Here is a 24,211-nt window from a genome sequence, read left to right as displayed (position 1 = left end):
TCCTGAACCCCCCGCCCCCAGGCTGTATCCGGTCGGCTCATCCGGGTGCGCCCGGGGGCGGGGCGCCAGCCGTGCACGTGAAGTCGGGCTCCGTCCGGTAGGACGTCTTCCACGTCTTCCGCCGTCGAGGCTCACCCCTCACCTCCGCATCACACACGAAGTTGGGAGCTGGTTGTTATGGCGGACACGGTCATGGCCGCGAGCCCAGGTGCTGACAGCAGGCCCCGGCACACTGACCTGGACACCCGGAGGGGCGAGACGTTCGCCAGTCGCTTCGGCGAGACGAAGGAGTTCCACCTCCGTACCGGCGCCCGGGCCTACCGCCACTACCGGCTCGACATCACCCGCAACGCCGGCGGGTCCGAGATCCAGCTCGCCCGGGTCCGCTTCGCCGAGGCGCCCGCCGGGCAGGTGCTCACCGGCTACTACCAGCGCTGCGACGAGGGCCCCATCGGCTACCGCGGCACAGCGGTCGCCCCCGCCTCCTCCGCCCTTCCCGCCGCTCCCCGCGTCGCCTCGGAGCTGGAGGCCGCCGCCACGAGCCTGGCCGAGACCGCCCGGACCCTCACCGCCCTGTCTTCGCAACTGCGCGAGCACTGACCTCGCGCGGCCCGCTCCTCCGCCTCACGCCCGCTGGCGGGCGTTGCGCTGCCATAGGGCGAGCAGCGTCGTGGTGTCGGGTGGGGCGGTGTGGGCCGGGCAGACGTCGGAGTGGCTGACGCGGCAGGTGTCGGCGGGTGCGGCGCCGCGTAAGTTGACCGCGGTGCCGTCGCCCGCGACGCGCCAGCGGCGGCCCGGCGGGACCGAGGCGGTGGTCTGGGCGCCCGGCTCCATCAGCATCCAGCGGCCGCCGGTGGTGCGGTACCACTCCGCCGGCGCGCCGCACTCCCGGCAGGCGGTCAGGCCGCGCTTCGGGGCGGTGGCCGTACGGGCCACGAACGTCAGGGCGTCGCCCGTGGCCGTCAGGATGTCGCCGAGGCGCAGGGGGTCGCGAGGAGTCGGCCCGGCGAGTTCGCAGGGCGTGCACAGGGCGGAGCGCCGGCCGGCGTCCCAATGGGCGTCCGGGCCGTCGCACGCGGCGCATCGAAAGCCCAACTCCCGCCCCCCACTGGTCCGTTGCGGCGTAGCGCGCTTCCTTCCCCACCGGAAGTCTTCCGAGCGTGACGGAATTGAAACCACGGGTCCGCCGGCCCGCCGGCGGGCGGGGCCGTGGCAGGCTGGCGGCCATGGAGCGCACGGACGAGCGGGATCACTGGGAGAGCGTCGGCCGCCTGCACGCCTGGCTGCGGGAGAGCAACACGTACCCGCCCGAGCAGGAGGTGCTGCTGCGGGTGCTGAAGCTCTCCGCGGAGGTCGGCGAGGTCGCCCAGGCGGTCATCGGAGCGAAGGGCCAGAACCCGCGCAAGGGCACCACGCACAGCTGGCAGGACGTGGAGTCCGAGCTGTGCGACGTCATCATCACGGCCATGGTGGCGCTGCGCACCCTGACCCCGGACGCGGCGGAGGTGTTCGCGACCCAGCTGGACCGGGTGGTGAAGCGTTCCCTGGGGGACGGCTGACAGCCGTCAGCCGCGCCCGATGTACGGCATGTTCGTCGCCAGCACCGTCGCGAACTGCACGTTCGCCTCCAGTGGCAGTTCCGCCATGTGCCGTACGGTCCGGGCCACGTCGCCCACGTCCATCACCGGCTCCGGGGCCAGTTCGCCGTTGGCCTGGAGGACACCCGACCGCATGGCGCTCGTCATGTCGGTGGCCGCGTTGCCGATGTCGATCTGGCCGCAGGCGATCGAGTAGGGCCGGCCGTCCAGTGACAGGGACTTGGTCAGGCCCGTGAGGGCGTGCTTGGTGGCCGTGTACGGCGCGGAGTTGGGGCGCGGCGTGTGCGCCGAGATGGAGCCGTTGTTGATGATCCGGCCGCCCTGGGGCGTCTGCTCCTTCATCTGGCGGAACGCCGCCTGCGCGCACAGGAACGCGCCCGTCAGATTGGTGTCGACGACCTTGCGCCACGCCTCGTACGGCAGGTCCTCGAAGCGGACGCCACCGGGGCCGAACGTGCCCGCGTTGTTGAACAGCAGGTCCAGCCGGCCGTAGCGCTCCCGGACGGCGGAGAACAGCGCGGCCACCGCCCCGGGGTCCGTCACGTCCGCCGGGACGCACAGCACCTCCGCGTCCGGCCGGACGTCGCGGATCAGCGCCGCGGTCTCCTCGAGCGTCTCGTTGCGCCGACCGGCCAGTGCCACTGCCCACTTCGGGCCAACCCCCGGACCGGCGGCCGCATCCTGTCCCGTTCGTGCCAGTTCGAGTGCGACGCTCCGGCCGATGCCGGAACCCGCGCCCGTCACCACCGCGATCCTCAGTGCTCCGTCCATGGCCCGCAGCGTACGCGCCTGTGCCCTGCACGGAACTCGTCCGACCGCCATGCGGATGTCGTGTCTGCGACAACACGGATTCGTCGGCTCCGACTCCAATGCGACTGACAACAGCCGACAGGGGAGGGCCACATGACACCCGTGCACACCACCCACTCACCCGAGCTGAGGGCGGCCGTCGCCCACCCCTTCGTCGTCACCTGGGACGACCACGAGACGGAGAGCAACTACGCCGACCGGACGCCGGAGAACGGTGTGCTGATCGACGGCTGGCGCGCCTCCACCGCCACCTGGAACGTCGTGCCGCAGCGGGTCAACTTCTCCAGGCGCAGGCTCGACCTCAACGCCGACCCCAGGCTCAGCATGGACGCCTGGGGCGGCTGCCCCGCCTCCCGCGACCGCGTCCTCGACGGCGCCTACGCGCCGGTCACCACGACGGCCTCGTTCGTGACCGAGGCGGGCAACCCCGGTCTGCAGTCGGTCTAAGCGCCGGCCTGGGCGGGGACCGTCTCGCTCGGGAAGCGGACGCCGATGCGGTCACGGACCGCGTCGAGCGTCCGCATCACGGCGAGCGTGCCGTCCAGCGGAACGAGGGGCGACTCCTTCTCGCCCGCCCGCACGGCGCGCATCACCTCCGCCGCCTCGTGCTCCAGCGAGTCCCGGCGGCCGTCGAAGAGGAACTCCTCGGGCTCCTCGCCGTCGCGGTGCAGGACGAATCGCTCGGGGAAGAAGAAGCCGTCGGGCACGTCGATCCGGCCCGCCGTGCCGGTCACGGACGCGGTCACCGGAGTGGCGGCCGTGATCGAGCAGGACAGCAGCGCCGTCGCGCCCCGGTCCGACCAGCCGAGCAGCATCCCGGTGTTGAGGTCCACGCCCTCGGGCGACAGCAGCGCGTCGGCCTGCACCCGGTCCGGCTCACCGAGCAGCAGTTGGGCGAAGGAGACCGGGTAGACGCCGAGATCGAGCAGGGCGCCGCCGCCGAGCGCGGGGTCCCGCAGCCGGTGCTCCGGGGCGAATGGGCCCGCCAGCCCGAAGTCCGCCTGCACGGTGCGCACTTCACCGATCGCCCCTTCGTGCACCAGCTCGGCGATACGGCGGACGGCCGGGTGGCAGTACATCCACATGGCCTCCATGAGGAACACGCCGCGGGCGCGGGCCAGTTCGACGAGCTCCGCGGCCTCCGCCGCGTTCAGGGTGAACGGCTTCTCGCAGAGCACCGGCTTCCCGGCCTCCAGGCACAGCCCGGCCGCGGCCCGGTGCGCGGAGTGCGGCGTTGCGACGTACACCACATCGACGTCCGCGTCGGCCGCGAGCGATGCCTGATCGCCGTACGCCCGGGGTATTCCGAACCGGTCGGCGAAGGCCTTGGCGGACGCCTCCGTACGCGACGCCACCGCCACGACCTCGGCGTCCGGCATGTTCTTCAGGTCCTCGACGAACCGGGCGGCCATGCCTCCGGTCGCCAGTACGCCCCACCGCACGGTGTCGCTCATTGTTCGCCCACCCCTGTCCATGCCGAATGTTCACGCAGAAAAGGTCTCGATCAGTCCGGACGAGCTGAGAGCATAGATGTTGAAAATAGGAACAGGAGCGGTAGATGCCGGAGAGCGGCCAGCGCAAACAGGGACAGACCACTCACTCCGGACCGGCATCCGGGCCCGCACCCTCGGCGGTGCGCCCCACTTCCACCGGTGTTGTCGCGGCCCGCCGGTCCGGGCTCCTCGTCACGCTGGTCCTCGGCGGACTCACCGCGCTTCCGCCGCTGTCCATGGACATGTACCTCCCGGCGCTGCCCGCCGTCACCCACTCCCTGAACGCGCCCGCCGCGACCGTCCAACTCACGCTCACCGCATGCCTCGCCGGCATGGCCCTCGGCCAGCTCGTCGTCGGCCCCATGAGCGACAAGTGGGGGCGCCGCCGGCCGCTGCTTGCCGGGATGCTCGTCTACGTCGTCGCCACCGCGATCTGCGCGTTCGCGCCGACCGTCGAAATGCTCATCGGTTTCCGGCTGTTGCAGGGTCTCGCCGGCGCGGCCGGCATCGTCATCGCCCGCGCGGTGGTGCGCGACCTCTACGACGGCGTGGACATGGCCCGGTTCTTCTCCACCCTGATGCTGATATCGGGCGTCGCACCGATCATCGCGCCGGTCATCGGCGGCGGGGTGCTGCGCGTCACCGACTGGCGCGGCATCTTCGTCGTCCTCACCGCTGTGGGCGCGCTGCTCACGCTCGTCGTCGTCAAGTGGCTCCACGAGACCCTGCCGGTGGAGAAGCGGCACAGCGGCGGAGTCGGCCAGGCGCTGCGCACCATGCGCGGCCTGCTCGCCGACCGGGTCTTCGCCGGCTACATGCTCACCGGTGGGCTCGCCTTCGCCGCGCTGTTCGCGTACGTCGCGGCGTCGCCGTTCGTGGTGCAGGAGATCTACGGCGGCTCGCCGCAGATGTTCAGCCTGCTCTTCGGCGTCAACTCGATCGGTCTGATCGCCGTCGGCCAGATCAACGGCCGGCTCCTCGTCGGCCGGGTCAGCCTGGACAAGGCGCTCGGCTTCGGCCTCGCGGTCATCGTCCTGTCGGCGACCGCGCTGCTTCTCATGACGGCGGGCGTCTTCGGCGAGGTGGGGCTGTTCCCGGTCGCGGCGGGGCTGTTCGTGCTGATGTCCGCGATGGGACTGGCGATGCCGAACACGAACGCGCTCGCCCTGATGCGCACGCCGCACGCGGCCGGCTCGGCGTCGGCGCTGATCGGCACGGCGTCGTTCCTGATCGGCGCGGTCGCGTCACCGCTGGTCGGTATCGCGGGGGAGGGGACGGCGGTGCCGATGGCTGTGGTGCAGCTGGTCTGCGGTGTGGGGGCGGTGGGGTGCTTCGTCGGCCTTTGCAGGCCGTGGCAGCGGAGGGCGGAGTCGGTCTGAGGGGGCGGGCGGGGGTACGCGCGGCGCCTGCGGCGGGCTTGTCCCCTACCCGCCCCTTCCCGAACCGGGCTCTGCCCGGACCCGCGCCTCAATCGCCGGCGGGCTGGAAGCGTGCCGGTCTCGTCGGGGCGCTGCCCCGAGCCCCGCGCCTCAATCGCCGGCGGGGGCTGGATGTGCCCGGCAACTCCAGCCCGGCCGGCGTTTGAGGCCACCGCGCGGAGCGTGGTACGGGGTCCGGGGCTTGCCCCGGTTCGGGAAGGGGCGGGGAGGGGAACGGCCCCGCGCAGCGACCACCCACCCCCACGTACACTCTCTCGGTGACCCCCTCCACCCCCACCGCCGACACCCTCCGCGTCGCCCTCGCGCGGCTGCTGGACGGGCTGCCGCCCACGCAGGCCGCGCGGGCCGTCGAGCGGCTGATCGCCAATTACCGGGGGGAGACGCCCACCGCCGCGCCCATCCTCCGGGACCGCGGTGACGTCGTCGCCTACGCCGCGTACCGGATGCCGGCGACGTTCGAGGCGGTGCGGGCCGCGCTCGACGCGTTGCGGGCCGCGGTGCCGGGGTGGGTGCCCGGGACGCACACCGACATCGGCGGCGGCACCGGCGCCGCGAGCTGGGCGGTGGCCGACGTGTGGGACGGGGCGCCGGCGACGACCGTGCTGGACTGGGCCGAGCCCGCGCTCGCGCTCGGGCGGGAGCTGGCCGCGGCCTCCCAGGTGCCCGCGCTCCGCGACGCGCACTGGCAGCGCTCCCGTATCAGTTCGACGCTCCGCATCGAGAGCACCGATCTCGTGACCGTCTCGTACGTCCTCAACGAACTCACCCCCGCCGACCGCGCCGCCGTCGTCGCCGAGGCCGCCCGCGCCGCCCGGGCCGTCGTCGTCGTGGAGCCCGGCACCCCCGACGGCTACGCGCGGATCATCGAGGCCCGCGACGCCCTGGTCGCCGCCGGACTGCGGATCGCCGCGCCCTGCCCGCACAGCGCCGCCTGCCCCATCGAGCCGGGCTCCGACTGGTGCCACTTCGCCGCCCGGGTCTCCCGCTCCTCCCTGCACCGCCAGATCAAGGGCGGCTCGCTGCCGTACGAGGACGAGAAGTTCAGCTACGTCGCCGCCACCCACCCGCCCCTGGAGCCCGAGCCGGCCGCCGCCCGCGTCACCCGCAAGCCGCAGATCCGCAAGGGCCTTGTCCTGCTCGACGTGTGCACCAGGGACGAGGGGCTGGGCCGGGACACGGTGACCAAGCGCCACGGCGCCCGCTACAAGGACGCCAGGGACGCGGAGTGGGGCGACGCCTGGCCGCCCCGCGACGCCGTCAGCGACGAGGGCTGAGACGAGGGCTGAGACGAGACGTCTCGGTTCACCGGTTGGTAGCTTGACCGCATGACCGACACGAAGGCCCCCGACTCCTCCCGCCGCAGCGAGCGCTCCCGCCGCGCGATCTACGACGCCGCCCTCACCCTCGTCGGCGAGATCGGCTACGCGAAGACCACCATCGAGGGCATCGCCTCCCGCGCCGGCGTCGGCAAGCAGACGATCTACCGCTGGTGGCCCTCCAAGGCCGCCGTCCTCCTCGAGGCGTTCCTCGACCTCGCGGAGCAGGCCGCAGAAGCGGCCGGTTCCGGCGGCTACGAGATCCCCGACACCGGCGACCTCGCCGCAGACCTCCGCCTGGTCCTGCGCGCCACCGTCGACGAGATGAACACCCCCGGCTACGACGCACCGGCCCGCGCGCTCGCCGCGGAGGGCGTGGTCAATGCGGAGGTCGGGGCCCGGTTCGTCGAAAAGCTGCTCGAACCGCAGCTCGAGTTGTATGTCACACGGCTGCGCGCCGCGCAGCGGGCGGGACAGGTGCGGGCCGGGATCGACCCGCGTATCGCCCTCGAACTGTTCGTCGGACCCCTCACGCACCGCTGGCTGCTGCGCACCCTGCCGCTCACCCACGAGTACGCCGACCTGGTCGTGGACTACGCCGTGCACGGCCTCGCGCCCCGCGCCTGACCCCGGCCGCCGGCGGACGATCCGCGCGCCCCGTGCATGCTCCCGCGCGCCCCTGTGCGGCGGCTGTGCACACCCCGGAGGGCGACGTGCCCCACCCCGGTTGAGGACTGTGGCCACCCAGGGCGCAGGATGGTGGGAGCATGGCAGTGTCCGCGTGGGGCTAGCGTGAGGTGTGAGGGGATAGATGGGCGACGGTATCGGCCGCTACCGCAACACGGCGAGCAGGCCTTCCCGGGAGAGCCGGCTGACGCAGTGGCTGCGCCGCCGGAGCGCCGACCCCGGTGCGGAGGACTCGCGCCGCGAGGAGCTGCTGCTGGCCGCCGCCGCAGTGGGACTGCCGCTCGCACCCGCCGCGCACCCGATCGGCTACCGCTGCTCCTGCGAGCGCATCGGCTGCCCGACGCCGGCCACCCATCCGCTCTCGTTCGCCTGGCAGACCCAGTCCACGACCGACCGGGCACAGGTCCAGCGCTGGGCCCAGGGCCAGCCGGAGGCGAACTTCATCACCGCCACCGGCATGGTGCACGACGTGCTCGACGTGCCTCTCGAGGCCGGCCGCGGCGCGCTCGCCCGGCTCCTGGAGCGGGGGATCGACGTCGGCCCGGTCGCCGAGGTCGGCACGGACCGGATGCTCTTCTTCACCGCCACCCGAGGCACCCCGGAGGACGAGGACGAGTGGTGGCCCTGCGCGCTGGACTGCCACCCCGAGACGATGGACGAGCACCCCGGCCTGCGCTGGCACTGCCGCGGCAGCTACGTCCTGGTGCCCCCGGCCCGGCTCCCCGGCGACGGTGACTTGGGCGTCGCCTGGGTCCGCGGCCTGGAGCACCCGCTGCCGGACCCGCTGACGCTGCTGGAGACGCTGACCGACGCGTGCGCGAAGTACGCGGGCGAGAACACGGACATGGACCACCACGCGGTGGCCTGGCCGCTGGGCCGCTGACACCGGGGGCACCCGTCCGAGGCGTGTGCCCCGACGCTACGAGCCCTTCGCCGACGTCAGGCCCGTCAGCCGGCCCCGTACCTCCACGACCTGGCCGGGCTCGCCCCCGTTGCTGGGCGGTACGACGGCCACGAGGTTCGAGACCCGCTCCTTGGTGAGCGAGGACTTCACCTCGCCGGTCATCAGCGCCTTCACGTCCGGCACGACCTTCAGCTGGACGCCCTTCGCGGCCGTCTGCCGTTCGAAGTTGCGCACCGAGAAGAACACGAATCCGCCGCCGTCCTGGGTGACCAGGCCCAGCGGCGCGAAGTCGCCCGTGTCCAGCGGCTGGTCGCGGTACTGGGTGCTCATCCCGGGCACGTTCGCCCGCTTCGCACGGTCCGTCCGCCACTCCGAGGTGTGCGGACCGGCCTTGAAGTGGTCGGGCTTCCCGTCCTGCAGATACGAGGAGTACTCCTCGCTCAAGTTCCGCGGAGCGACGGCGAGTTCGGCGCTGTCCGGCGCGACGGCCTCGCCGTGGCCGTCCTTGTCCGTCTTGAAGGGCGGGATCTCCTGGGGGGACAGGATCGCCAGGTAGGCGGCCCGCCAGTCGGCGTCGGGGCCCGTCCGCACGAAGAGGAGCACCCAGCGGTTGTCCTGTGGGCCGGCGTCCTGGTCGCGGTTGGAGTCGGTGTCGGCGACGAACCAGCGCGGCCAGCCGGCCTTCTTCGGGACGGTGAACTTCGCGTCGGACAGCTCCAGCGGCGAGTGATCCGGGTTGCCGTTCGGGAAGTTGACCTGGCGGGCCTTGAGACCGGCCTGGTTGATCGCCCCCAGCGCACCGGTGACCTGCGCCGCGTCGAGAGCGGGATCGTACGCCTTGTCGGCCTTGTTGTACGCCTCGGTGAACGCGGCGAGTGCCTGCGCCGCCTCGTCGTTCGTCGCCGACGGGACCACCGCCAGTTCTCCGTGCACCGTCACGCACGCGCTCGCCGTCAGGGACAGCACCGCCGTCACCGCGAGCCCTGTCGCCGCCCGACCCAGCCTTCTCATCGGTTGCCTTCTGCTCCTCGACCCCCATGGACCGTCCGAACCCTACCGGGACCGGGAGCAGGCCGAGCGCCGGGACCGGGTACAGCGCTCACACCGTGACCTCGGGGACGGCCCCGGCCCGGGATGCTTGAATGCGTGCGTGAACGAACTCGACCGGCCCGGCGCGAGCGGCGAACTCGACGTCCTGCACGTCTTCTGCGACGGCGACGGGCGGCACGGCAGCGCCCTCGGCGTCGTACGCGACCCCGGCCGCCACCCGGACCGCGGGTCCCGGCAGGCGCTCGCCGCCGAACTGGGCTTCGGCGAGACGGTGTTCGTCGACGACCCCGAGCGCGGCGTCCTCGACATCCACACCCCGGCGCAGCACCTGCCCTTCGCGGGGAACCCGCTCGTCGGCGCCGCGTGGCTGCTCGACCTGGAGGCCGTCAACCCGCCCGTGGGGGAGGTGTGGACGCGCGACGACGGCGAGTTCACCTGGATCACGGCCCGCGCCGAGTGGGCGGCGCCGTGGCGGCTCGGACAGTACGCGTCACCGGCGGAGGTCGACGCGCTGCCCGCCCCGCCGCCCGGCGAGGGCGGGCTCTACGCGTGGGCGTGGGAGGACGAGGCGGCGGGCCGGGTACGGGCCCGCGCCTTCCCCGGGGGCGCCGCAGAGGACGAGGCGACCGGCACGGCCGCGCTGCTGCTGACCGACCGGCTCGGCCGTGCGCTGAACATCAGGCAGGGCCGGGGTTCGCAGATCCTGACCGCCCCCGGGCCCGACGGCATCGTCGAGATCGGCGGCCGCGTACGCCTGGTGCCGCGGGCCGCGGACGCGCCCCGGCCGGAGGGGGCTACGGCCGACCGGCCGGCCGTACGCGTCCCCGCCGTCCAGGGGCCGACCGGGCGGGTCCCGGCGGCGCTCCTGCTGCCGTGACCCGCCGGGCCCGGAGCGGGGGTCAGGCGCTGAGCGGGAACTCCCGCTCCAGCTCCCGCAGGACGGCCACGTTGTGGTCGAAGGCCCGCCGGCATTCGTCGACCATGCGCTGTCTCTCCAGGTCGTCGGCCCTCACGTCGTCCAGCAGCCGGCGGTAGTCGCGCTTGAAGGCCGCCGGGTTCGGGATCCGCTCGAAGACGTAGAACCGGACGCCGTCGCCCTTGCGGTCGAAGCCCCAGGTCTTCTCCGCCACGTCGCGCAGCACCTGGCCGCCGGAGAGGTCGCCGAGGTAGCGGGTGTAGTGGTGCGCCACATACCCGGCGGGCCAGGTGCGCGCGCACTCCTCGATCCGGGCGGCGTACGCGGCGGTGGCCGGCAGCGGTACGAGGTCGCCGGGCCGGACGTCCGCGCCCCGCAGGTGCCCGAGGTCGCGCTCCAGCTCCGCGGTGCGCGTCAGCTCGGGCCTGATGAACGGGCCGGCGACCGGGTCGCCCCGCAGCGCCTCGCCCGCGCCCTCCAGCGCCCGGTAGACGAACCACAGCTCCTCGGTGTACCGCGCGTACGCCTCGACGCCGAGGCGGCCCGCGAGCAGGTGGTCCATGAAGTGGGACGTCTGCACCGTGGTGTGCCGCTCCTGCGAGGCGAGACGGATCTGCGTGGAGAAGGGTGTGCCGGTGGCGTCCAAGGCTGGCCTCCCGAGACCGAAGGGGCGGGAACGGGAACGTGACGGCGACGGCTGTCGCCGCCAGGTGTTCCCGACGTCCTGTCGGTAAAGACGCTACCCGCCCACGGGCTCAGGGCAACGTCAGAATCTCGGCCCCGGTGTCCGTCACCACGAGCGTGTGCTCGAACTGCGCCGTGCGCTTGCGGTCCCTCGTGACCACGGTCCAGCCGTCGTCCCACATGTCGTACTCGTATGTACCGAGAGTGAGCATCGGCTCGATGGTGAAGGTCATCCCCGGCTGGATCACGGTGGTGGCGTGCGCCGCGTCGTAGTGCGGGATGATCAGCCCGGAGTGGAACGACGAGTTGATCCCGTGACCCGTGAAGTCGCGGACCACCCCGTAGCCGAACCGCTTGGCGTACGACTCGATGACCCGGCCGATGACATTGACCTGACGGCCCGGCTTGACAGCCTTGATCGCGCGGTTCAGCGACTCCCGGGTGCGCTCGATGAGCAGCCGCGACTCCTCGTCGACGTCGCCGCAGAGGTAGGTGGCGTTGTTGTCGCCGTGCACGCCGTTGATGTACGCGGTGACGTCGAGGTTCACGATGTCACCGTCCCGCAGCACCGTGGAGTCCGGGATGCCGTGGCAGATGACCTCGTTGATCGAGGCGCACAGCGACTTCGGGAACCCGCGGTAGCCGAGCGTCGACGGATAGGCGCCGTGATCGCACATGAACTCGTGCGCGACGCGGTCCAGTTCGTCCGTCGTCACCCCCGGCGCGATGTGCTTGGCGGCCTCCTCCATCGCCTGCGCGGCGATGCGGCCCGCGATGCGCATCCGCTCGACGGTGTCCGAGTCCTGGACCTCCGGTCCCGAGTACGGGGTCGGCGCCGGCTTCCCGACATACTCGGGACGCCGGATGTTGCCGGGGACGGAACGGGTGGGAGAGAGCTCCCCTGGTACGAGCAGCGACTGGCCAGACATGGCAGCGAGTCTAACCAGCCCTGCTGGGGCAGCATGGCCTGAGAGGAAGGAGCCGACGATGGCCCTGTTCAAGAAGCGCACGGTGGGCAAGCCGGGCGAGTGGTACTACTGCCTGCAGCACAAGAAGGTCGAGGAAGGCCCCGAGTGCCCGGCGAAGGACCGCTTCGGCCCGTACGCGTCGCGGTCGGAGGCGACACAGGCGATGGAGACGGCGCGGGAACGGAACCTGGAGTGGGAGAACGACCCGCGCTGGCACGACGGGTCGCCCCGCACCCCGGACGACGACTGACGCGCCCGCGTCCGGGGGCGCAGCGCCCCCGGGGGCCCCGCGCCTCAATCGCCGGCGAGGCTGAAGTTGCCGGGCAACTCAAGCCCGGCCGGCGATTGAGGCCACCGCGCGGAGCGCGGTACCGGGCCCGGGCGGAGCCCGGCCCGCCCACCCCCCGCCCGCAGGGCGTATCGGGGTCCGGGGCCTGCCCCGGTTTCGGGAAGGGGGGAGGGGAACACGCCCGCCGCAGGCGCCACGCACCCCACCCCGCGCGCCCCCGCCCCCTCAAGACGTCTCCGCCGCCTCCCGCCGTGCCCTCGCGGCCGGGTCCGTGTCCGCGTCGTACGTGACCAGCTTCGGCAGCACCGCCGCCAACACCCCCACCGCCGCCACGCACGCCACCCCGCCGCCTCAGATCGCCGGCCGGTCCCCGTCCAGCCCGCCGTCGCGCCGGCGCGGACGTGGCCCAGCTGGGGGCCGACGCTGTAGGAGAGGACCTCGATGCCGGCCAGGCGGCCGCGCAGGCCGTCGGGGATGGTCTGGTTCCAGATCGTCGAGCGGCCCAGGCCGCTGAGCATGTCGCCGGCGCCCGCGAAGGCCAGGCACAGCAGCACCAGCCAGACGTTCGTCAGCAGGCCGGCCGCCGCCACCGCCAGGCCCCAGCCCGCCGCGCCGAAGACCACGAGGAGGCCGTGCCGGCGTACCCGGGAGGTCCAGCCGCTGGTGAGGCTGAGCAGGACGGACCCGGCCGAGCCCGCCGCGTACTCCCCCTACGCCCTGGCGGGCGTGGGAGGTGGCCCCAGACCCAGCGACCACTCGGCGTCCAGGTCGTCCGCCAGGAACGGAAAGATCGTGTGGGGGAAGGCGAGCAGCATCGCCACCGGGTCGACCGCGTACGTCCCCAGCAGGACCGGGCGCGACCACGCGTACCGCGTGCCCTCCGCGATGCCGCGCAGGGACGGCTTCTCGGCGTCGTGGGCCGGCGGCGCCGTCGAGACGCAGGAGCCCCGGGCAACCGGATTACCAGCGCGCGGGCGGGGGCGCCGTGAGCTGGTCCGCCAGCCGGGAGAGCCGGTCCCGCAGCCGGGAGCGGCCGCGCGGCGCGGGCAGGCAGTTCTCGCCCGCCGCCGCGCTCACCAGGTGCTGCACCGTGTCGATGTCGATCTCCGCCGCACCGTCCGCGTGGTCCGCGCCCGGTACCGTCAGCGCCTCGTGCGCCAGGCCGTGCACCTCGGGGTCGCCGTCGTCGAGCGCCAGGACCGTCGCACCCGCCCGCCGTGCGTCGTGGACCCGCTCCAGCAGGCCTTCGCCCGGCGGCGCGGGCGCCACCACCAGCAGGGTCTCGCCGCGTCTGGCCGCCTCGAGCCGGCCGAGGCCGACCGCCAGGTGCGCCGGGTCCGCGGCCCGCACCCGGTGCCGTACGAGCGTCGGCGCCAGCTCCGGCTGCCCCGACCACGCCGCCTCGTCGACGAGGTGCGCGGCCATGTGCCACGGCTCGTACTCCTCCGTCCCCACCAGCAGCAGCCCGCCGCCCCGGGGCACCACGGAGGACCGCAGCGCCCGGGCGAACCGCCGGGTCGCCGCGGGCCACTGGGTTCCGGCGAGGACTTCGCGCAGCAGCGCGACGCGTACGGCATCCATGGCGCGCATCCTGCACCGGAGGGGGGCCGCGCGGGGCCGGGTCGGCCGGGTCTCACCCGAACGGGACCCCGCGGCCCGCGAAGTAGGGTCGGCCCATGACTACTACTGGTACTGACAGTTCCGGCGCCGCGCCCAAGGCCCCGGCGAAGGACCCCTGGGAGCTTCCCGACGTTTCGGACCTCGTCGTCGGAGTCCTCGGCGGGACCGGCGATCAGGGGCGCGGGCTCGCCTACCGGCTGGCCAGGGCCGGCCAGAAGGTGATCATCGGGTCGCGTTCCGTGGAGCGCGCCGAGGCCGCCGCGGAGGAACTGGGCCTCGGCATCGAGGGCGCCGACAACGCCGAGTGCGCGCGGCGCAGCGACGTGGTGATCGTGGCGGTGCCGTGGGACGGGCACGCCAAGACACTGGAGACGCTGCAGAAGGAGCTCGTCGGCAAGCTCGTCGTCGACTGCGTCAACCCGCTCGGCTTCGACAAGAAGGGCGCGTACGCGCTGAAGCCGGAGGAGGGCAGCGCCGCCGAGCAGGCCGCTGTCCTGCTGCCCGACTCGCGGGTCACGGCCGCCTTCCACCATCTGTCGGCCGTGCTGCTGCAGGACGAGACGATCGAGGAGATCGACACCGATGTGATGGTGCTCGGCGAGGTCCGCGCCGACACCGACATCGTGCAGGCGCTGGCCGCCCGTATCCCGGGTATGCGGGGCGTCTTCGCCGGACGGCTGCGGGGCGCCCACCAGGTGGAGTCGCTGGTGGCCAACCTGATCTCGGTGAACCGCCGTTACAAGGCGCACGCGGGGCTGCGCGTCACCGACGTGTAGCGGGGGACGCGCGGCGGGTGCGGGGGCCCGCGGGGCATGGGGGACACTGGAGGGGACGTATCACCCCTGAAGGACACGACAGGAGCCGTACCCCATGCCCCGCCTCGCTCTCTACTCGCTCGCCGTCTGCGCCCTCGCCGTCGTCGCGGCGGTGATCTCCTTCGTGCAGGGCATGTGGCTCGGGATCGTCTGGGTGCTGCTCGCCGGGGTGTCGTCGAACATGGCCTGGTACTACCTGCGCCGGGCGAAGGCGGAGCGCGCGGCGGCCGGCGCCTGAGGCGTCAGGCCGCGGACGCGCACGGCGCAATCTGCCCGTTCCAGAACTCGAACAGGTCCCGGCCGCAGTAGATGCCGAGCTCGTCCACGCCGAGCGACTCCATGATCGCGTAGATCGTGTCGAAGAACACGGCGTTGACCTCGGGGATGAACAGGATCACGAAGACGATGATCAGCCCGAACGGCGCGATCGGCTCCACCTGCCGGCGCACCTTGTACGAGAGCCAGGGCTCGATCACGCCGTAGCCGTCCAGGCCCGGGATCGGCAGGAAGTTCAGGATCGCCGCGGTGACCTGGAGCATCGCGAGGAACGCGAGCGCGAACCGGAACTCGACCGGCACCCCGTCCAGCGCGTCCAGCCAGAACGGCGCGGTGCACACGGCGGCGAACAGCACGTTCGTCAGCGGGCCGGCGGCCGAGATCACGCTGTGCTTCCAGCGGCCGCTGATGCGGTTCCGCTCGATGAAGACAGCGCCGCCCGGCAGACCGATGCCGCCCATGATCACGAAGACCACCGGCAGCACGATGCTCAGCAGCGCGTGCGTGTACTTCAGCGGGTTCAGCGTCAGATAGCCCTTGGCGCCGATCGAGATGTCGCCGCCGTGCAGCGCGGTGCGGGCGTGCGCGTACTCGTGCAGACACAGCGAGACGATCCACGCGGAGACGACGAACAGGAAGACGGCGAGCCCGGGGTTGGCCGAGAAACCGGTCCACACCGCCCAGCCGGTGACCGCCATCACCGCGGCGATCCCGAGGAAGACGGGACTGACGGCGCGGTCGCTGTGGCGCCTGGCGGCGGTGGTCATGGACGTGACTCCTGGAGGGCTGCGGGCGTGCCGGGCCGGCACGGCGGGACAGGTGCGCTGTAGACCGTACCGGTGACACGGGGTGAAACGTCCAGGAGGCCGGTCACGGTTCCTCGTCCCGGCCCACGCGGTGCTGGGACCGCGGCCGCCGCAGGGACAATGGGCCGGTGCGCTATCTCCTGCTCGGCACCACCCAGGCCGTCCACGACGACGGCACGCCCGTCCGGCTCGGCGGCGCCCGGCTGCGCGCCCTGCTGGCGGTGCTCGCGCTCCGCGCGGGGCGCGCGGTCCCGGTGCACGTCCTGGTCGACGAGGTGTGGGACGGCGACCCGCCCGCCGACGCGACCGGCGCCGTGCAGGCGCTCGTCGGCCGGCTGCGGCGGGCCCTGGGGCACGCCGCCGTCGACTCCGCCGACGGCGGCTACCGGCTCCGAGCCGACGCCGACGACGTGGACCTCCACCGCTTCGACCGGCTCACCGGGGACGGGGCGCGGGCGCTGGAGGACGGCGACGCGGCGAAGGCCGCGGCCCTCCTCGACGACGCGCTCGGACTGTGGCGCGGCCCGGTCCTGGCCGACCTGCCGGACCGCACGGCGGCACAGGCACGGTGGGAGGCCCGCCGGCTGGACGCCCGCCGTGCGCGCCTCGCGGCGGCGCTCGCCCTCGGCGGCGCACCGGACGCCCTGCCGGAGCTCGCCGCGCTGTGCGAGGCGCATCCGCTCGACGAGCGGCTCCAGGCCCTGCGCATCCGCGCCCTGCGCGACACCGGCCGGGCCGCGCAGGCGCTGGCCGCGTACGAGGAGGTACGCCGCGAACTGGCCGGCCGGCTCGGCGCCGACCCCGGCCCCGAACTGGCCGCGCTGCACGCCGAGTTGCTGAAACCTCCGGCAGCGCCCGCCGCCCCTGCCGGCAATCTGCGCGCCCGGCTCACCAGCTTCGTCGGCCGCGAGCCCGAACTCCGCGAGATCCGCGACGACCTGGCCCGCACCCGGCTGGTGACGCTGCTCGGCCCCGGCGGCGCGGGCAAGACCCGGCTCTCCCAGGAGGCCGCGGAGCGGGCCGCCGACCACCCCGGCCACCCCTGGCCGGACGGCGTCTGGATCGCCGAACTCGCGCCGGTGAGCGACCCGTCGGCCGTACCGGAGGCGGTCCTCACCGCGCTCGGCGCACGGAAGACGGTGCTGCGCGGCGCCGGCGCGGAGGAGTTGCGCGCCGCCGACCCGCACGGCGACGACCCGCTGGTCGGCCTCACCGAGCACTGCGCCCGGCGCCGGATGCTGGTGCTGCTCGACAACTGCGAACACGTCGTCGGGGCCGCGGCGGCACTGGCGGAGCGGCTGCTCGAGACCTGCCCCGGTGTGACGGTCCTCGCCACCAGCCGCGAACCGCTCGGCGTCCCCGGCGAACAGGTCCGCCCGGTCGACCCGTTGCCGGAGCCGATGGCCCTGCGGCTGCTGGCCGACCGGGGCGCGGCGGCGCGGCCGGGGTTCCGCGTCGACGCGGACGAGGAGACGGCCACCGCCGCCGCGGAGATCTGCCGCCGTCTCGACGGCCTGCCGCTCGCCGTCGAACTGGCCGCGGCGCGGCTGCGGATGCTCACCCCGCGGCAGATCGCCGACCGTCTCGACGACCGGTTCCGCCTGCTGACCAGCGGCGCCCGTACGGTTCTGCCGCGCCAGCAGACGCTGCGCGCGGTCGTCGACTGGTCCTGGGACCTGCTGACCGCGCCGGAACGGGCCGTGCTCCGCCGCCTGTCGGTCTTCGCCGGCGGCTGCGACCTCGCCGCCGCCGAGGCCGTCTGCTCCGCCGGGCCGTCCGCCGAGTCCGGCCCCCTGCCCGCAGGTGACCTGCCCCCGGGTGACATCGCCGCCGTGGTCGGCGCTCTTGTCGACAAGTCGCTCGTCGTCGCCGAGCCCGCCACCGACGGGCAGATGCGGTACCGGCTGCTCGAGACCGTCGCCGAGTACGCCGCGGAACGGCTCGACGAGGCAGGGGAGCGGGCCGCGGCCGAGCGGCGGCACCTCGTGCACTACCGGGAACTCGCCCGCACCACCGACCCCCGGCTCCGCGACCGGGGTCAGCACACCGCCCTCGCCCTGCTGCGGCGCGAGTACGAGAACCTGCGCACCGCCCTGCGGCGGGCCGTCGCCGCCCGCGACGAGCACGAGGCCCTGTGCCTCGTCGTCTCCCTGTCCTGGTACTGGCACATGCAGGATCTGCGCACCGACGCCCGCCAGTGGACCCAAGCCGTGTCCACCCTGTACCCCGACCCCTTCGCGCCTCCCGTGCGCCCGGCGCCCCCGGTCACCGAGCGCTGCACCGACGCGCCCCCGCCGATGCGGCCCGAGTTGCTCGCCGAGGCCCGGCGGCAGGCCGCGCTGATCCGGATGGTCAGCATGGACCACGGCGTCGAGGAGTGGACCACCCCGCAGAAACTCGAGTGGCTGAGCCGCGTCGTCGCCGTCTACGCTGCGGGACCGCCGCAGATCTGCCGCTTCCCCACGTCCCTCTGGTTCTACGCCGTACTGATCACCGGCGACGGCGACCGGGTGCGCCACGTCCTCGACCTGACCGTGCGGACCGCGGAGGAGCACGGCCCGGAGTGGGAACTTGCCAACGCCCTCCAGTGGCGGGCCAACATCCTCGCCAACCGCGGCATGTGGGCAGGTGACGCCCACCGCGACGCCGACCGCAGCCTGCGGATCTTCGAACGGCTCGGGGACGCCTGGGGCGTGGCCGAGGCGCTCGCGTCCCGCGGCGAGGCCCACGAGCGTCAGGGAGCGTACGAGGAGGCCGTCGCCGACTACCGGGCGGCCGTCGAGCACACCGCCACGCTCGGCGCCCATGGCCAGGCCCACCTGCTTCGCGGCCGCCTCGCCAACGCCCTGCTGGAGCAGGGCCGCGGGGCCGAGGCCGAGGCGATCGTGCGCGAGGTGCTGGCCGCGGGACACGACGCCGGGTACGAGGCCAGGCCACTGGCCCGGATGGTGCTCGCGACGCGGCTGGGCCGCTCGGGCCGCATCGAAGAGGCGCGCGGCGAACTGGCTGCGCTGCGCCAGGACCTCACGACCGACACGCTCGCCATCTTCGAGGGCATGGTCATCGGCTTCCTGGCCTGGCTGGACGCGGTCGACGGCCGCCATGCAGAGGCGTGCGCCGGAGTCCGTACGGCGCTCGCGTACGCCATGGAGCCGCTGTCCATGATGGTCGCGCCGCAGATGCCGGCCGCGCACATCCTGACGGCGGCCCGCGCGCTCGCGGGCGCCGGAGAGGCCCTCCTCGCGGCGCGGCTGCTCGGTGCGTACCAAGGGCTGCTTCCACAGGGCCACTTCATGACCGCGCTGGAGCGGGAGAGCCGCGGTCTCACCGAGGACGCCGCCCGCACGGCCCTCGGCGCCGCCGCCTTCGAGGACGCCTACGCCGACGGCGGCGGCCTCACCCTGGAGGAGGCCGCCGCCCTGGTGCACGCCACGGGCTGAGCGTCGAGCACCGGCCGTCAGGTCTTGCTGCGGAACTTGGCGACGGCCAGCGGCGCCGTCACCACGGTGATTGCGGCCGTCCAGCCGATCGTCATCCACACCGACTCGGCGACCGGCCCGCCGTTGATCAGCGCGCGGGCGGCGTCGGCGAGGTTGGAGAGCGGGTTGTAGTCGGTGAACGTCTTCAGCCAGCCCGGCATGGTCGACGGCGGCGAGAAGATCGACGACCCGAACTGCAGCGGCACCAGCACCAGCATGGCCATCCCCTGGACGGCCTGCGCCGTCTTCATCGTCAGCCCCAGCAGCATGAAGATCCACGTCAGCGAGGCGCCGAAGAGCAGCGAGAGCCCGACGGCCGCCAGCAGCGCGGGCACGGAGGTCTTGATCTCCATCCCCAGCAGGAAGCCCATGCCGAGCAGGATGACGATGGCGATCACCATCCGGCCGACCTCGACCACGATTTTGGCGATGAGCACCGACGACCGGGCGATGGGCATCGTCCGGAACCGGTCCATCACACCCTTCCTGAAGTCGTCGTTGATGCCCGTGCCGACGGCCATGGCGATGTTCAGGCCCATCATCGCCATCAGGCCGGGGACCACGTAGTTGACGTACGCGTCCTGGTTGCCCTTGCCGGAGATCGCGCCGCCGAAGACGTACACGAACAGCAGCGTGAACATGATGGGCATCAGCAGGACGTCGAACATCGACTCCGGGTCCTGCTTGATCTGCAGGGCGTTGCGGCGCACCAGGGCGCCGATGTGCCGCAGGTTGGCCCGCAGGCCGATCCGTCCCTCCGTGCGGGCGGCGGCGGGGGCGGTGGGTGCTGCCGCGCTCATGCCGCGACCTCCTCGGGGATCGTGCCGGCTTTCTCGGCAAGGACGGGCGAGGTCTTCTCGCCGGTGAGGGCGAGGAACACCTCGTCCAGGCTGGGCAGATGGGTGTCGATGTGCGCGATGGACAGTCCCCGGCCGCTCAGCAGGCCGACGACGGCGGTGAGTTGCTCGTCGCTCATGATCGGTACGTACAGCTGCCCTTCGTCCGGGACGGCCGACGCCCCTGCGACGCCGTCGAGCCCGGCCTCGGCCACCGCCCGTGCCATGGCGGCGAGTTGGGCCGGATCGCTCGGCCGGATCCGCAGCGTGCGCCCGCCGACCCTGGCCTTCAGCTCCTCCACGGCGCCGCCCGCGATGACCCGGCCCCGGTCGATGACGGTCAGCTCGCCGGCGAGCTGCTCCGCCTCCTCCATGTACTGGGTGGTGAGCAGCACGGTCGCGCCCTCCGCGACCATCCGCCGCACCTCGTCCCAGACCTCGCCCCGGGTACGGGGGTCGAGCCCGGTCGTCGGCTCGTCCAGATAGAGCACGGCCGGCCGGCCGATCATGGAGGCGGCGAGGTCGAGCCGGCGCCGCATCCCGCCCGAGTACTGCGCGGCGGGCCGCTTGGCGGCCTCGGTGAGGGAGAAGCGCTCCAGCAGCTCGTCCGCGCGGCGGCGGGCGTCCTTGCGGGACAGGTCCAGCAGCCGCCCGATCATGTACAGGTTCTCCCGGCCGGAGAGCTTCTCGTCGACCGAGGCGTACTGGCCGGTGAGCCCGATGGTGCGGCGCAGCTGCCGGGGCTGCTTCACCACGTCGTAGCCGGCGACCGTCGCCCGGCCGGCGTCGGGGGCGACCAGGGTGGACAGGCAGCGTACGAGGGTGGTCTTGCCGGCGCCGTTGGGGCCGAGGACCCCGAGGACCGTTCCCTCACGGACGTCGAGGTCCACCCCGTCGAGCGCCTTCGTCTCGCCGTAATGCTTCACGAGGCCCCGTACCTCGACGGCGTTCTTGTCGGTTCGCGTCATGCCGCCACGGTGCCGGGGCCCGCCGACAGACGGCCGACAGAGCGTCGACAGGCCGCCGACGAGAGGTCGGCGGCCTGTCGTTATCGCAGGTCAGGGCTTGGCGTAGTCGCCGAATCCGGCCCAGTCGAGCATCACGCACGGCTCGTCGCCGACGGTCCAGGCGTCGTGGCCCGGCGGGACGGAGATGAGGTCGCCGGGGCCGATCTCGAGTGTCTCGCCGCTGTCCATGGCGACCTTCATCCGGCCGCTGACGGCGTAGCCCATGTGCGCGGCCTCGCAGCTGTCGGTGCCTGCGATCGGCTTGACGTGGGTCGACCAGCGCCAGCCCGGTTCGAACACTGCCCGGCCGACCGGCCCGTGCTCGGTGTTGATGAGGTCCAGCTTTCCCTTCCCGTCCTCGAACGCACGGGTCTCGTCGGCCGAGTCGAATTTCCTGCTCATGATTGCGGCCATGATTCCGCCTCCCGGCGGTGTGCTGCGGTCCCCGAGGCCACTTCTCACGTTACGCCGACAGCCCGCCGACGGGGGACGGTCGGCGGGCTGTCGTCTGTGCCGGGAGTGGCTCGGGGCGCTGTGCGCGTGCCTCAGTGGGAAGGCACGGGGTCTCAGGCGGAACTCAGTGGAAGCTGTGCTCCTCGGCGGGGAACGCGCCGCCCGCGACGTCGTCCGCGAACGCCTTCGCCGCGTCGCCGAGGGTCTGCCGGAGGTTCGCGTACTGCTTGGTGAAGCGCGGCACCTTGCCGCCCGTCAGACCGGCCATGTCGGTCCACACCAGGACCTGCGCGTCGGTGTCCGGGCCGGCGCCGATGCCGATGGTGGGGATGTGCAGGGAGCAGGTGACCTCCGCGGCGAGCTCGGCCGGGACCAGCTCGAGGACCACGGCGAACGCGCCCGCGTCCTGGGCGGCCTTGGCGTCGCGGATCAGCTTGTGCGCGGCCTCGTCGCTGCGGCCCTGCACCCGGTAGCCCATGGTGTTCACGGACTGCGGGGTCAGACCCAGGTGCGACATGACCGGGATGCCGGACTGCACGATCAGCTCGGTCTGGGCCAGCGAACGCTCGCCGCCCTCCAGCTTGACCGCGCCGACACCGGCCTCCTTGACCAGCCGGGTCGCGTTGCGCAGCGCCTGGACCGGGCCCTCCTGGTACGCGCCGAAGGGCAGGTCGCCGACGACGAGGGCGCGCCTGGTGCCCCGTACGACGGCCGCCGACAGCAGGGTCATCTCGTCCATCGTGACCGGCACGGTGGTCTCGTAGCCCAGGTGGCAGTTGCCCATCGAGTCGCCCACGAGCACCACGGGGATGCCGGCCTCGTCGAACACGGACGCGGTCATCGCGTCGTAGGCGGTGAGCATCGGCCACTTCTCGCCGCGCTCCTTGGCGGCGGCGATGTCGTGGACGGTGATGCGGCGCGTCTGCTTGCCGCCGTACAGCGCCTTGCTGCTGTCGGGAGCGTTCCGCGCAGGCTGAAGCGTCATGAGAATTCGGCTCCTTCGTCATCTCGAGGCGCCCTCACGGCGTCCCCGGACCGCCTCCATGGTGGCACTACATGCCGCCCCGGGAAAGAGGACCCCGTCACACGGCCGAGTCGCCGCGTCCGTCGCCGCGCCCGGGGCGGTGAAGTGTGCCCGTTCTGTCACAGCGTGGCCGCCGGCGCCCCCTCCAGGAACCCGGCGTGCCGCCCTGTCGTCATCGTGGCAGTACGGCCGTCCCCGGACGGCAGAGTGACCACCGGCCATCGCCTAGGGTCCATAGGACGGCGGCGAGGTCGGTGGGACGGCAAGGCAGTGAGGAACGCATTCATGGCGCAGGCGTACACGGCGGAAAAGGGGAACGACGCGGCCCGGACGTCCACCGGCTCCCTCGCCGGGAGACTGGGGAGTCTCCTGCCCGCGCGGTGGCGCGAGGACCGGGGAGTCTGGCGGCGCGGCGTCGTCCTCGCGGTGTGTGCCGTGCTGATCGCCCTGCTGATGGCGCTGCACGCGCGGATCCCCAACCGGATCGGCAACCTCGGCAGTCTGACCGAGACGTTCCTGCCGTGGTTCGGCGTCCTCGTCCCGCTGATCGCGGTCGGGGCGCTGCTGCGGCGCTCCGCGACCGCGCTGATCGCCGCGGTGCTGCCGCTGGCGGTGTGGCTCAATCTCTTCGGCGGGCTGCTGACCGGCAAGTCCGCGGAGGCGGGCCACGACCGTGGCGATCTGACGGTCGCCACGCACAACGTGAACGCCGACAACCCGGACCCGGCGGGCACCGCGCGGGACGTCGCCGCCTCGGGGGCGGACGTCCTGGCCCTGCAGGAGCTGCCCGCCGGGCAGGTCGCGGCGTACGAGGAGGCCCTGGCCGGTACGTACCGCTACCACGCGGTGGAGGGCACGGTCGGCCTGTGGAGCAAGTACCCGCTGACCGGCACGGTCCCCGTCGACATCCGGATGGGCTGGGTCCGCGCCATGCGCGCGACGGTGGCGGTGCCGGAGGGGGACGTGGCGGTGTACGTCGCACACATGCCGTCGGTGCGTGTGAAGCTCCACGCCGGGTTCACCGCCAACCAGCGTGACAACAGCGCCGACGCGCTGGGCGAGGCGATCGCCCGCGAGCGGGTCGACCGGGTCGTGCTGCTCGGCGACCTCAACGGCACGATGAACGACCGCTCCCTCAACGCCGTCACGTCCCAGATGCGCTCCACCCAGGGCGCGGCGGGCGACGGCTTCGGCTTCAGCTGGCCGGCGGCGTTCCCGATGGCGCGGATCGACCAGATCATGGTGCGGGGCGTCGAGCCGCTGTCGTCGTGGACCCTGCCGCGCACCCCGAGCGACCACCTCCCGATCGCGGCGAGCGTCACGCTGTGACCTTCCCCACGCCACGCCTTCTTCGACGGGGGCAGTTCCAGATACCGCGCTCCGCGCGGCGGCCTCAAACGCCGGCCGGGCTGGATTCTCCAGCCCTGCTGGGGGCTGCCGCGGGGCTCGTATACCGCCTTCCGGGGCGCTCCGCCCCCCGGCGGTGCTGGTACGCGTCGGCCCCGGCGGGCTGAAACGCACCGCTCCGGGGCCGGGGCGTCCCGGCCCGTGCCGGTCTCTGCCGGGCAACTTCAGCCTCGCTGGGGGCACCTCCCACGGCCCCCAGGCCGTAGGGGGGAGATTGAGGCGCGGGGTTCGGGGCGGAGCCCCGACGGGGCGGGCAGGTTCCAGCTCTGCTGGGAGCGCCTCCCGCGCCGGCGGCGCGTTACCACAGGTCCCGGTGGGAAAACGTCGCGGCAAT

24 protein-coding genes and 2 pseudogenes are annotated in these 24,211 nt (G+C 73.2%); 13 read left to right on the top strand and 13 right to left on the bottom strand.

All coding sequences use genetic code 11. The features are described from left to right. Positions 1-177: 177 nt before the first annotated feature. Entirely contained in the window at positions 178-600 is a 423-nt protein-coding gene (locus ACWD01_RS22120; protein ID WP_451164350.1) for a hypothetical protein, read from the top strand. A 24-nt stretch (positions 601-624) separates the two neighbouring features. On the opposite strand, the gene ACWD01_RS22115 is transcribed toward ACWD01_RS22120, so the two are convergent. Continuing rightward, complete coding sequence (locus tag ACWD01_RS22115) at positions 625-1,095, bottom strand: DUF6083 domain-containing protein (protein ID WP_451164348.1); 471 nt, start codon at positions 1,093-1,095, stop codon at positions 625-627. A 131-nt stretch (positions 1,096-1,226) separates the two neighbouring features. Between ACWD01_RS22115 and ACWD01_RS22110 the strand changes: the two genes are divergently transcribed. After that, positions 1,227-1,559: a MazG-like family protein gene (locus tag ACWD01_RS22110; RefSeq protein WP_451164346.1), complete on the top strand. Its 333-nt coding sequence runs from the start codon at positions 1,227-1,229 to the stop codon at positions 1,557-1,559. 6 nt (positions 1,560-1,565) lie between these two features. Here ACWD01_RS22110 and ACWD01_RS22105 read toward each other — a convergent pair whose 3' ends face one another. Next, positions 1,566-2,369: an SDR family oxidoreductase gene (locus ACWD01_RS22105; RefSeq protein WP_451164344.1), complete on the bottom strand. Its 804-nt coding sequence runs from the start codon at positions 2,367-2,369 to the stop codon at positions 1,566-1,568. Positions 2,370-2,528: 159 nt separating this feature from the next. On the opposite strand from ACWD01_RS22105, the pseudogene ACWD01_RS22100 reads away from it, so the two are divergent. After that, a pseudogene (locus ACWD01_RS22100) lies at positions 2,529-2,792 on the top strand (alkaline phosphatase D family protein); the annotation flags it as partial. Positions 2,793-2,851: 59 nt separating this feature from the next. Here ACWD01_RS22100 and ACWD01_RS22095 read toward each other — a convergent pair. Continuing rightward, positions 2,852-3,862, bottom strand: coding sequence for a Gfo/Idh/MocA family protein (locus ACWD01_RS22095; protein ID WP_451164342.1), 1,011 nt, complete (start codon positions 3,860-3,862; stop codon positions 2,852-2,854). Positions 3,863-3,966: 104 nt separating this feature from the next. On the opposite strand from ACWD01_RS22095, the gene ACWD01_RS22090 reads away from it, so the two are divergent. The 4 genes from ACWD01_RS22090 (at position 3,967) to ACWD01_RS22075 (ending at position 8,226) form a co-directional block, all read left to right on the top strand. Next, positions 3,967-5,280 carry a multidrug effflux MFS transporter gene (locus ACWD01_RS22090; protein WP_451164340.1) on the top strand — a complete coding sequence of 438 codons (1,314 nt, stop codon included), beginning with the start codon at positions 3,967-3,969 and terminating at the stop codon, positions 5,278-5,280. 317 nt (positions 5,281-5,597) lie between these two features. Further along, positions 5,598-6,614 carry a small ribosomal subunit Rsm22 family protein gene (locus ACWD01_RS22085; RefSeq protein WP_451164338.1) on the top strand — a complete coding sequence of 339 codons (1,017 nt, stop codon included), beginning with the start codon at positions 5,598-5,600 and terminating at the stop codon, positions 6,612-6,614. Between the two features lie 51 nt (positions 6,615-6,665). Beyond that, on the top strand, positions 6,666-7,283 hold the full coding sequence (locus ACWD01_RS22080) for a TetR/AcrR family transcriptional regulator (protein WP_451164336.1): 618 nt from the start codon (positions 6,666-6,668) through the stop codon (positions 7,281-7,283). A gap of 184 nt (positions 7,284-7,467) precedes the next feature. Continuing rightward, positions 7,468-8,226: a bifunctional DNA primase/polymerase gene (locus ACWD01_RS22075; protein ID WP_451164334.1), complete on the top strand. Its 759-nt coding sequence runs from the start codon at positions 7,468-7,470 to the stop codon at positions 8,224-8,226. 36 nt (positions 8,227-8,262) lie between these two features. On the opposite strand, the gene ACWD01_RS22070 is transcribed toward ACWD01_RS22075, so the two are convergent. Beyond that, positions 8,263-9,258: a hypothetical protein gene (locus tag ACWD01_RS22070; protein ID WP_451164332.1), complete on the bottom strand. Its 996-nt coding sequence runs from the start codon at positions 9,256-9,258 to the stop codon at positions 8,263-8,265. Positions 9,259-9,397: 139 nt separating this feature from the next. Here ACWD01_RS22070 and ACWD01_RS22065 point away from each other — a divergent pair, with 139 nt between their 5' ends. Further along, positions 9,398-10,174 carry a PhzF family phenazine biosynthesis protein gene (locus ACWD01_RS22065; RefSeq protein ID WP_451164330.1) on the top strand — a complete coding sequence of 259 codons (777 nt, stop codon included), beginning with the start codon at positions 9,398-9,400 and terminating at the stop codon, positions 10,172-10,174. Between the two features lie 22 nt (positions 10,175-10,196). On the opposite strand, the gene ACWD01_RS22060 is transcribed toward ACWD01_RS22065, so the two are convergent. Further along, the gene (locus ACWD01_RS22060) at positions 10,197-10,859 is read right to left on the bottom strand and encodes a biliverdin-producing heme oxygenase (RefSeq protein WP_451164328.1); all 663 of its coding nucleotides are present in this window, start codon (positions 10,857-10,859) and stop codon (positions 10,197-10,199) included. 109 nt (positions 10,860-10,968) lie between these two features. Continuing rightward, positions 10,969-11,826, bottom strand: coding sequence for a type I methionyl aminopeptidase (map, locus tag ACWD01_RS22055; RefSeq protein WP_451164326.1), 858 nt, complete (start codon positions 11,824-11,826; stop codon positions 10,969-10,971). Positions 11,827-11,884: 58 nt separating this feature from the next. Between map and ACWD01_RS22050 the strand changes: the two genes are divergently transcribed. Next, positions 11,885-12,115 carry a hypothetical protein gene (locus tag ACWD01_RS22050; RefSeq protein ID WP_451164324.1) on the top strand — a complete coding sequence of 77 codons (231 nt, stop codon included), beginning with the start codon at positions 11,885-11,887 and terminating at the stop codon, positions 12,113-12,115. A gap of 264 nt (positions 12,116-12,379) precedes the next feature. Here the strand turns inward: ACWD01_RS22050 and ACWD01_RS22045 are convergent. Together ACWD01_RS22045 and ACWD01_RS22040 are read right to left on the bottom strand one after the other, a co-directional pair. After that, positions 12,380-13,092 (bottom strand): annotated as a pseudogene (locus ACWD01_RS22045) (MFS transporter); the annotation flags it as partial. Between the two features lie 22 nt (positions 13,093-13,114). Continuing rightward, positions 13,115-13,735: a hypothetical protein gene (locus ACWD01_RS22040; protein WP_451164322.1), complete on the bottom strand. Its 621-nt coding sequence runs from the start codon at positions 13,733-13,735 to the stop codon at positions 13,115-13,117. A 95-nt stretch (positions 13,736-13,830) separates the two neighbouring features. Here ACWD01_RS22040 and npdG point away from each other — a divergent pair, with 95 nt between their 5' ends. After that, entirely contained in the window at positions 13,831-14,550 is a 720-nt protein-coding gene (gene npdG / locus ACWD01_RS22035; protein WP_451164320.1) for an NADPH-dependent F420 reductase, read from the top strand. Between the two features lie 94 nt (positions 14,551-14,644). Then, positions 14,645-14,827, top strand: a complete 183-nt coding sequence (locus tag ACWD01_RS22030) for a hypothetical protein (RefSeq protein ID WP_356891465.1) — start codon at positions 14,645-14,647, stop codon at positions 14,825-14,827. 4 nt (positions 14,828-14,831) lie between these two features. Here ACWD01_RS22030 and ACWD01_RS22025 read toward each other — a convergent pair whose 3' ends face one another. Further along, on the bottom strand, positions 14,832-15,632 hold the full coding sequence (locus ACWD01_RS22025) for a site-2 protease family protein (protein ID WP_451164318.1): 801 nt from the start codon (positions 15,630-15,632) through the stop codon (positions 14,832-14,834). A gap of 167 nt (positions 15,633-15,799) precedes the next feature. On the opposite strand from ACWD01_RS22025, the gene ACWD01_RS22020 reads away from it, so the two are divergent. Beyond that, on the top strand, positions 15,800-19,111 hold the full coding sequence (locus ACWD01_RS22020) for an ATP-binding protein (protein WP_451164316.1): 3,312 nt from the start codon (positions 15,800-15,802) through the stop codon (positions 19,109-19,111). A 17-nt stretch (positions 19,112-19,128) separates the two neighbouring features. On the opposite strand, the gene ACWD01_RS22015 is transcribed toward ACWD01_RS22020, so the two are convergent. The 4 genes from ACWD01_RS22015 to panB form a co-directional block, all read right to left on the bottom strand. Further along, positions 19,129-19,950, bottom strand: coding sequence for an ABC transporter permease (locus ACWD01_RS22015; protein WP_451164314.1), 822 nt, complete (start codon positions 19,948-19,950; stop codon positions 19,129-19,131). Beyond that, positions 19,947-20,954 (bottom strand): ATP-binding cassette domain-containing protein, encoded by a 1,008-nt coding sequence (locus tag ACWD01_RS22010; protein WP_451164312.1) that lies wholly within the window; start codon positions 20,952-20,954, stop codon positions 19,947-19,949. Before ACWD01_RS22010 ends, ACWD01_RS22015 begins: the two co-directional genes overlap by 4 nt. A 90-nt stretch (positions 20,955-21,044) precedes the next feature. Continuing rightward, positions 21,045-21,407 carry a cupin domain-containing protein gene (locus ACWD01_RS22005; protein ID WP_451164310.1) on the bottom strand — a complete coding sequence of 121 codons (363 nt, stop codon included), beginning with the start codon at positions 21,405-21,407 and terminating at the stop codon, positions 21,045-21,047. Positions 21,408-21,570: 163 nt separating this feature from the next. Next, positions 21,571-22,431 carry a 3-methyl-2-oxobutanoate hydroxymethyltransferase gene (gene panB, locus ACWD01_RS22000; protein ID WP_451164308.1) on the bottom strand — a complete coding sequence of 287 codons (861 nt, stop codon included), beginning with the start codon at positions 22,429-22,431 and terminating at the stop codon, positions 21,571-21,573. Positions 22,432-22,755: 324 nt separating this feature from the next. On the opposite strand from panB, the gene ACWD01_RS21995 reads away from it, so the two are divergent. Next, positions 22,756-23,799: an endonuclease/exonuclease/phosphatase family protein gene (locus tag ACWD01_RS21995; protein WP_451164306.1), complete on the top strand. Its 1,044-nt coding sequence runs from the start codon at positions 22,756-22,758 to the stop codon at positions 23,797-23,799. Positions 23,800-24,211: the final 412 nt, after the last annotated feature.

The sequence above is a fragment of the Streptomyces sp. NPDC002835 genome, from assembly GCF_053591995.1.
This window is presented reverse-complemented; position numbering and strand designations above follow the sequence as displayed.

Coding starts and splice junctions, on each gene's coding strand:
- ACWD01_RS22120 (WP_451164350.1), top strand. CDS start 178: ATGGCGGACACGGTCATGGCCGCGAGCCCAGGTGCTGACAGCAGGCCC.
- ACWD01_RS22110 (WP_451164346.1), top strand. CDS start 1,227: ATGGAGCGCACGGACGAGCGGGATCACTGGGAGAGCGTCGGCCGCCTG.
- ACWD01_RS22105 (WP_451164344.1), bottom strand. CDS start 2,369: ATGGACGGAGCACTGAGGATCGCGGTGGTGACGGGCGCGGGTTCCGGC.
- ACWD01_RS22095 (WP_451164342.1), bottom strand. CDS start 3,862: ATGAGCGACACCGTGCGGTGGGGCGTACTGGCGACCGGAGGCATGGCC.
- ACWD01_RS22090 (WP_451164340.1), top strand. CDS start 3,967: ATGCCGGAGAGCGGCCAGCGCAAACAGGGACAGACCACTCACTCCGGA.
- ACWD01_RS22080 (WP_451164336.1), top strand. CDS start 6,666: ATGACCGACACGAAGGCCCCCGACTCCTCCCGCCGCAGCGAGCGCTCC.
- ACWD01_RS22075 (WP_451164334.1), top strand. CDS start 7,468: ATGGGCGACGGTATCGGCCGCTACCGCAACACGGCGAGCAGGCCTTCC.
- ACWD01_RS22070 (WP_451164332.1), bottom strand. CDS start 9,258: ATGAGAAGGCTGGGTCGGGCGGCGACAGGGCTCGCGGTGACGGCGGTG.
- map (WP_451164326.1), bottom strand. CDS start 11,826: ATGTCTGGCCAGTCGCTGCTCGTACCAGGGGAGCTCTCTCCCACCCGT.
- ACWD01_RS22050 (WP_451164324.1), top strand. CDS start 11,885: ATGGCCCTGTTCAAGAAGCGCACGGTGGGCAAGCCGGGCGAGTGGTAC.
- ACWD01_RS22040 (WP_451164322.1), bottom strand. CDS start 13,735: ATGGATGCCGTACGCGTCGCGCTGCTGCGCGAAGTCCTCGCCGGAACC.
- npdG (WP_451164320.1), top strand. CDS start 13,831: ATGACTACTACTGGTACTGACAGTTCCGGCGCCGCGCCCAAGGCCCCG.
- ACWD01_RS22030 (WP_356891465.1), top strand. CDS start 14,645: ATGCCCCGCCTCGCTCTCTACTCGCTCGCCGTCTGCGCCCTCGCCGTC.
- ACWD01_RS22025 (WP_451164318.1), bottom strand. CDS start 15,632: ATGACCACCGCCGCCAGGCGCCACAGCGACCGCGCCGTCAGTCCCGTC.
- ACWD01_RS22015 (WP_451164314.1), bottom strand. CDS start 19,950: ATGAGCGCGGCAGCACCCACCGCCCCCGCCGCCGCCCGCACGGAGGGA.
- ACWD01_RS22010 (WP_451164312.1), bottom strand. CDS start 20,954: ATGACGCGAACCGACAAGAACGCCGTCGAGGTACGGGGCCTCGTGAAG.
- ACWD01_RS22005 (WP_451164310.1), bottom strand. CDS start 21,407: ATGGCCGCAATCATGAGCAGGAAATTCGACTCGGCCGACGAGACCCGT.
- panB (WP_451164308.1), bottom strand. CDS start 22,431: ATGACGCTTCAGCCTGCGCGGAACGCTCCCGACAGCAGCAAGGCGCTG.
- ACWD01_RS21995 (WP_451164306.1), top strand. CDS start 22,756: ATGGCGCAGGCGTACACGGCGGAAAAGGGGAACGACGCGGCCCGGACG.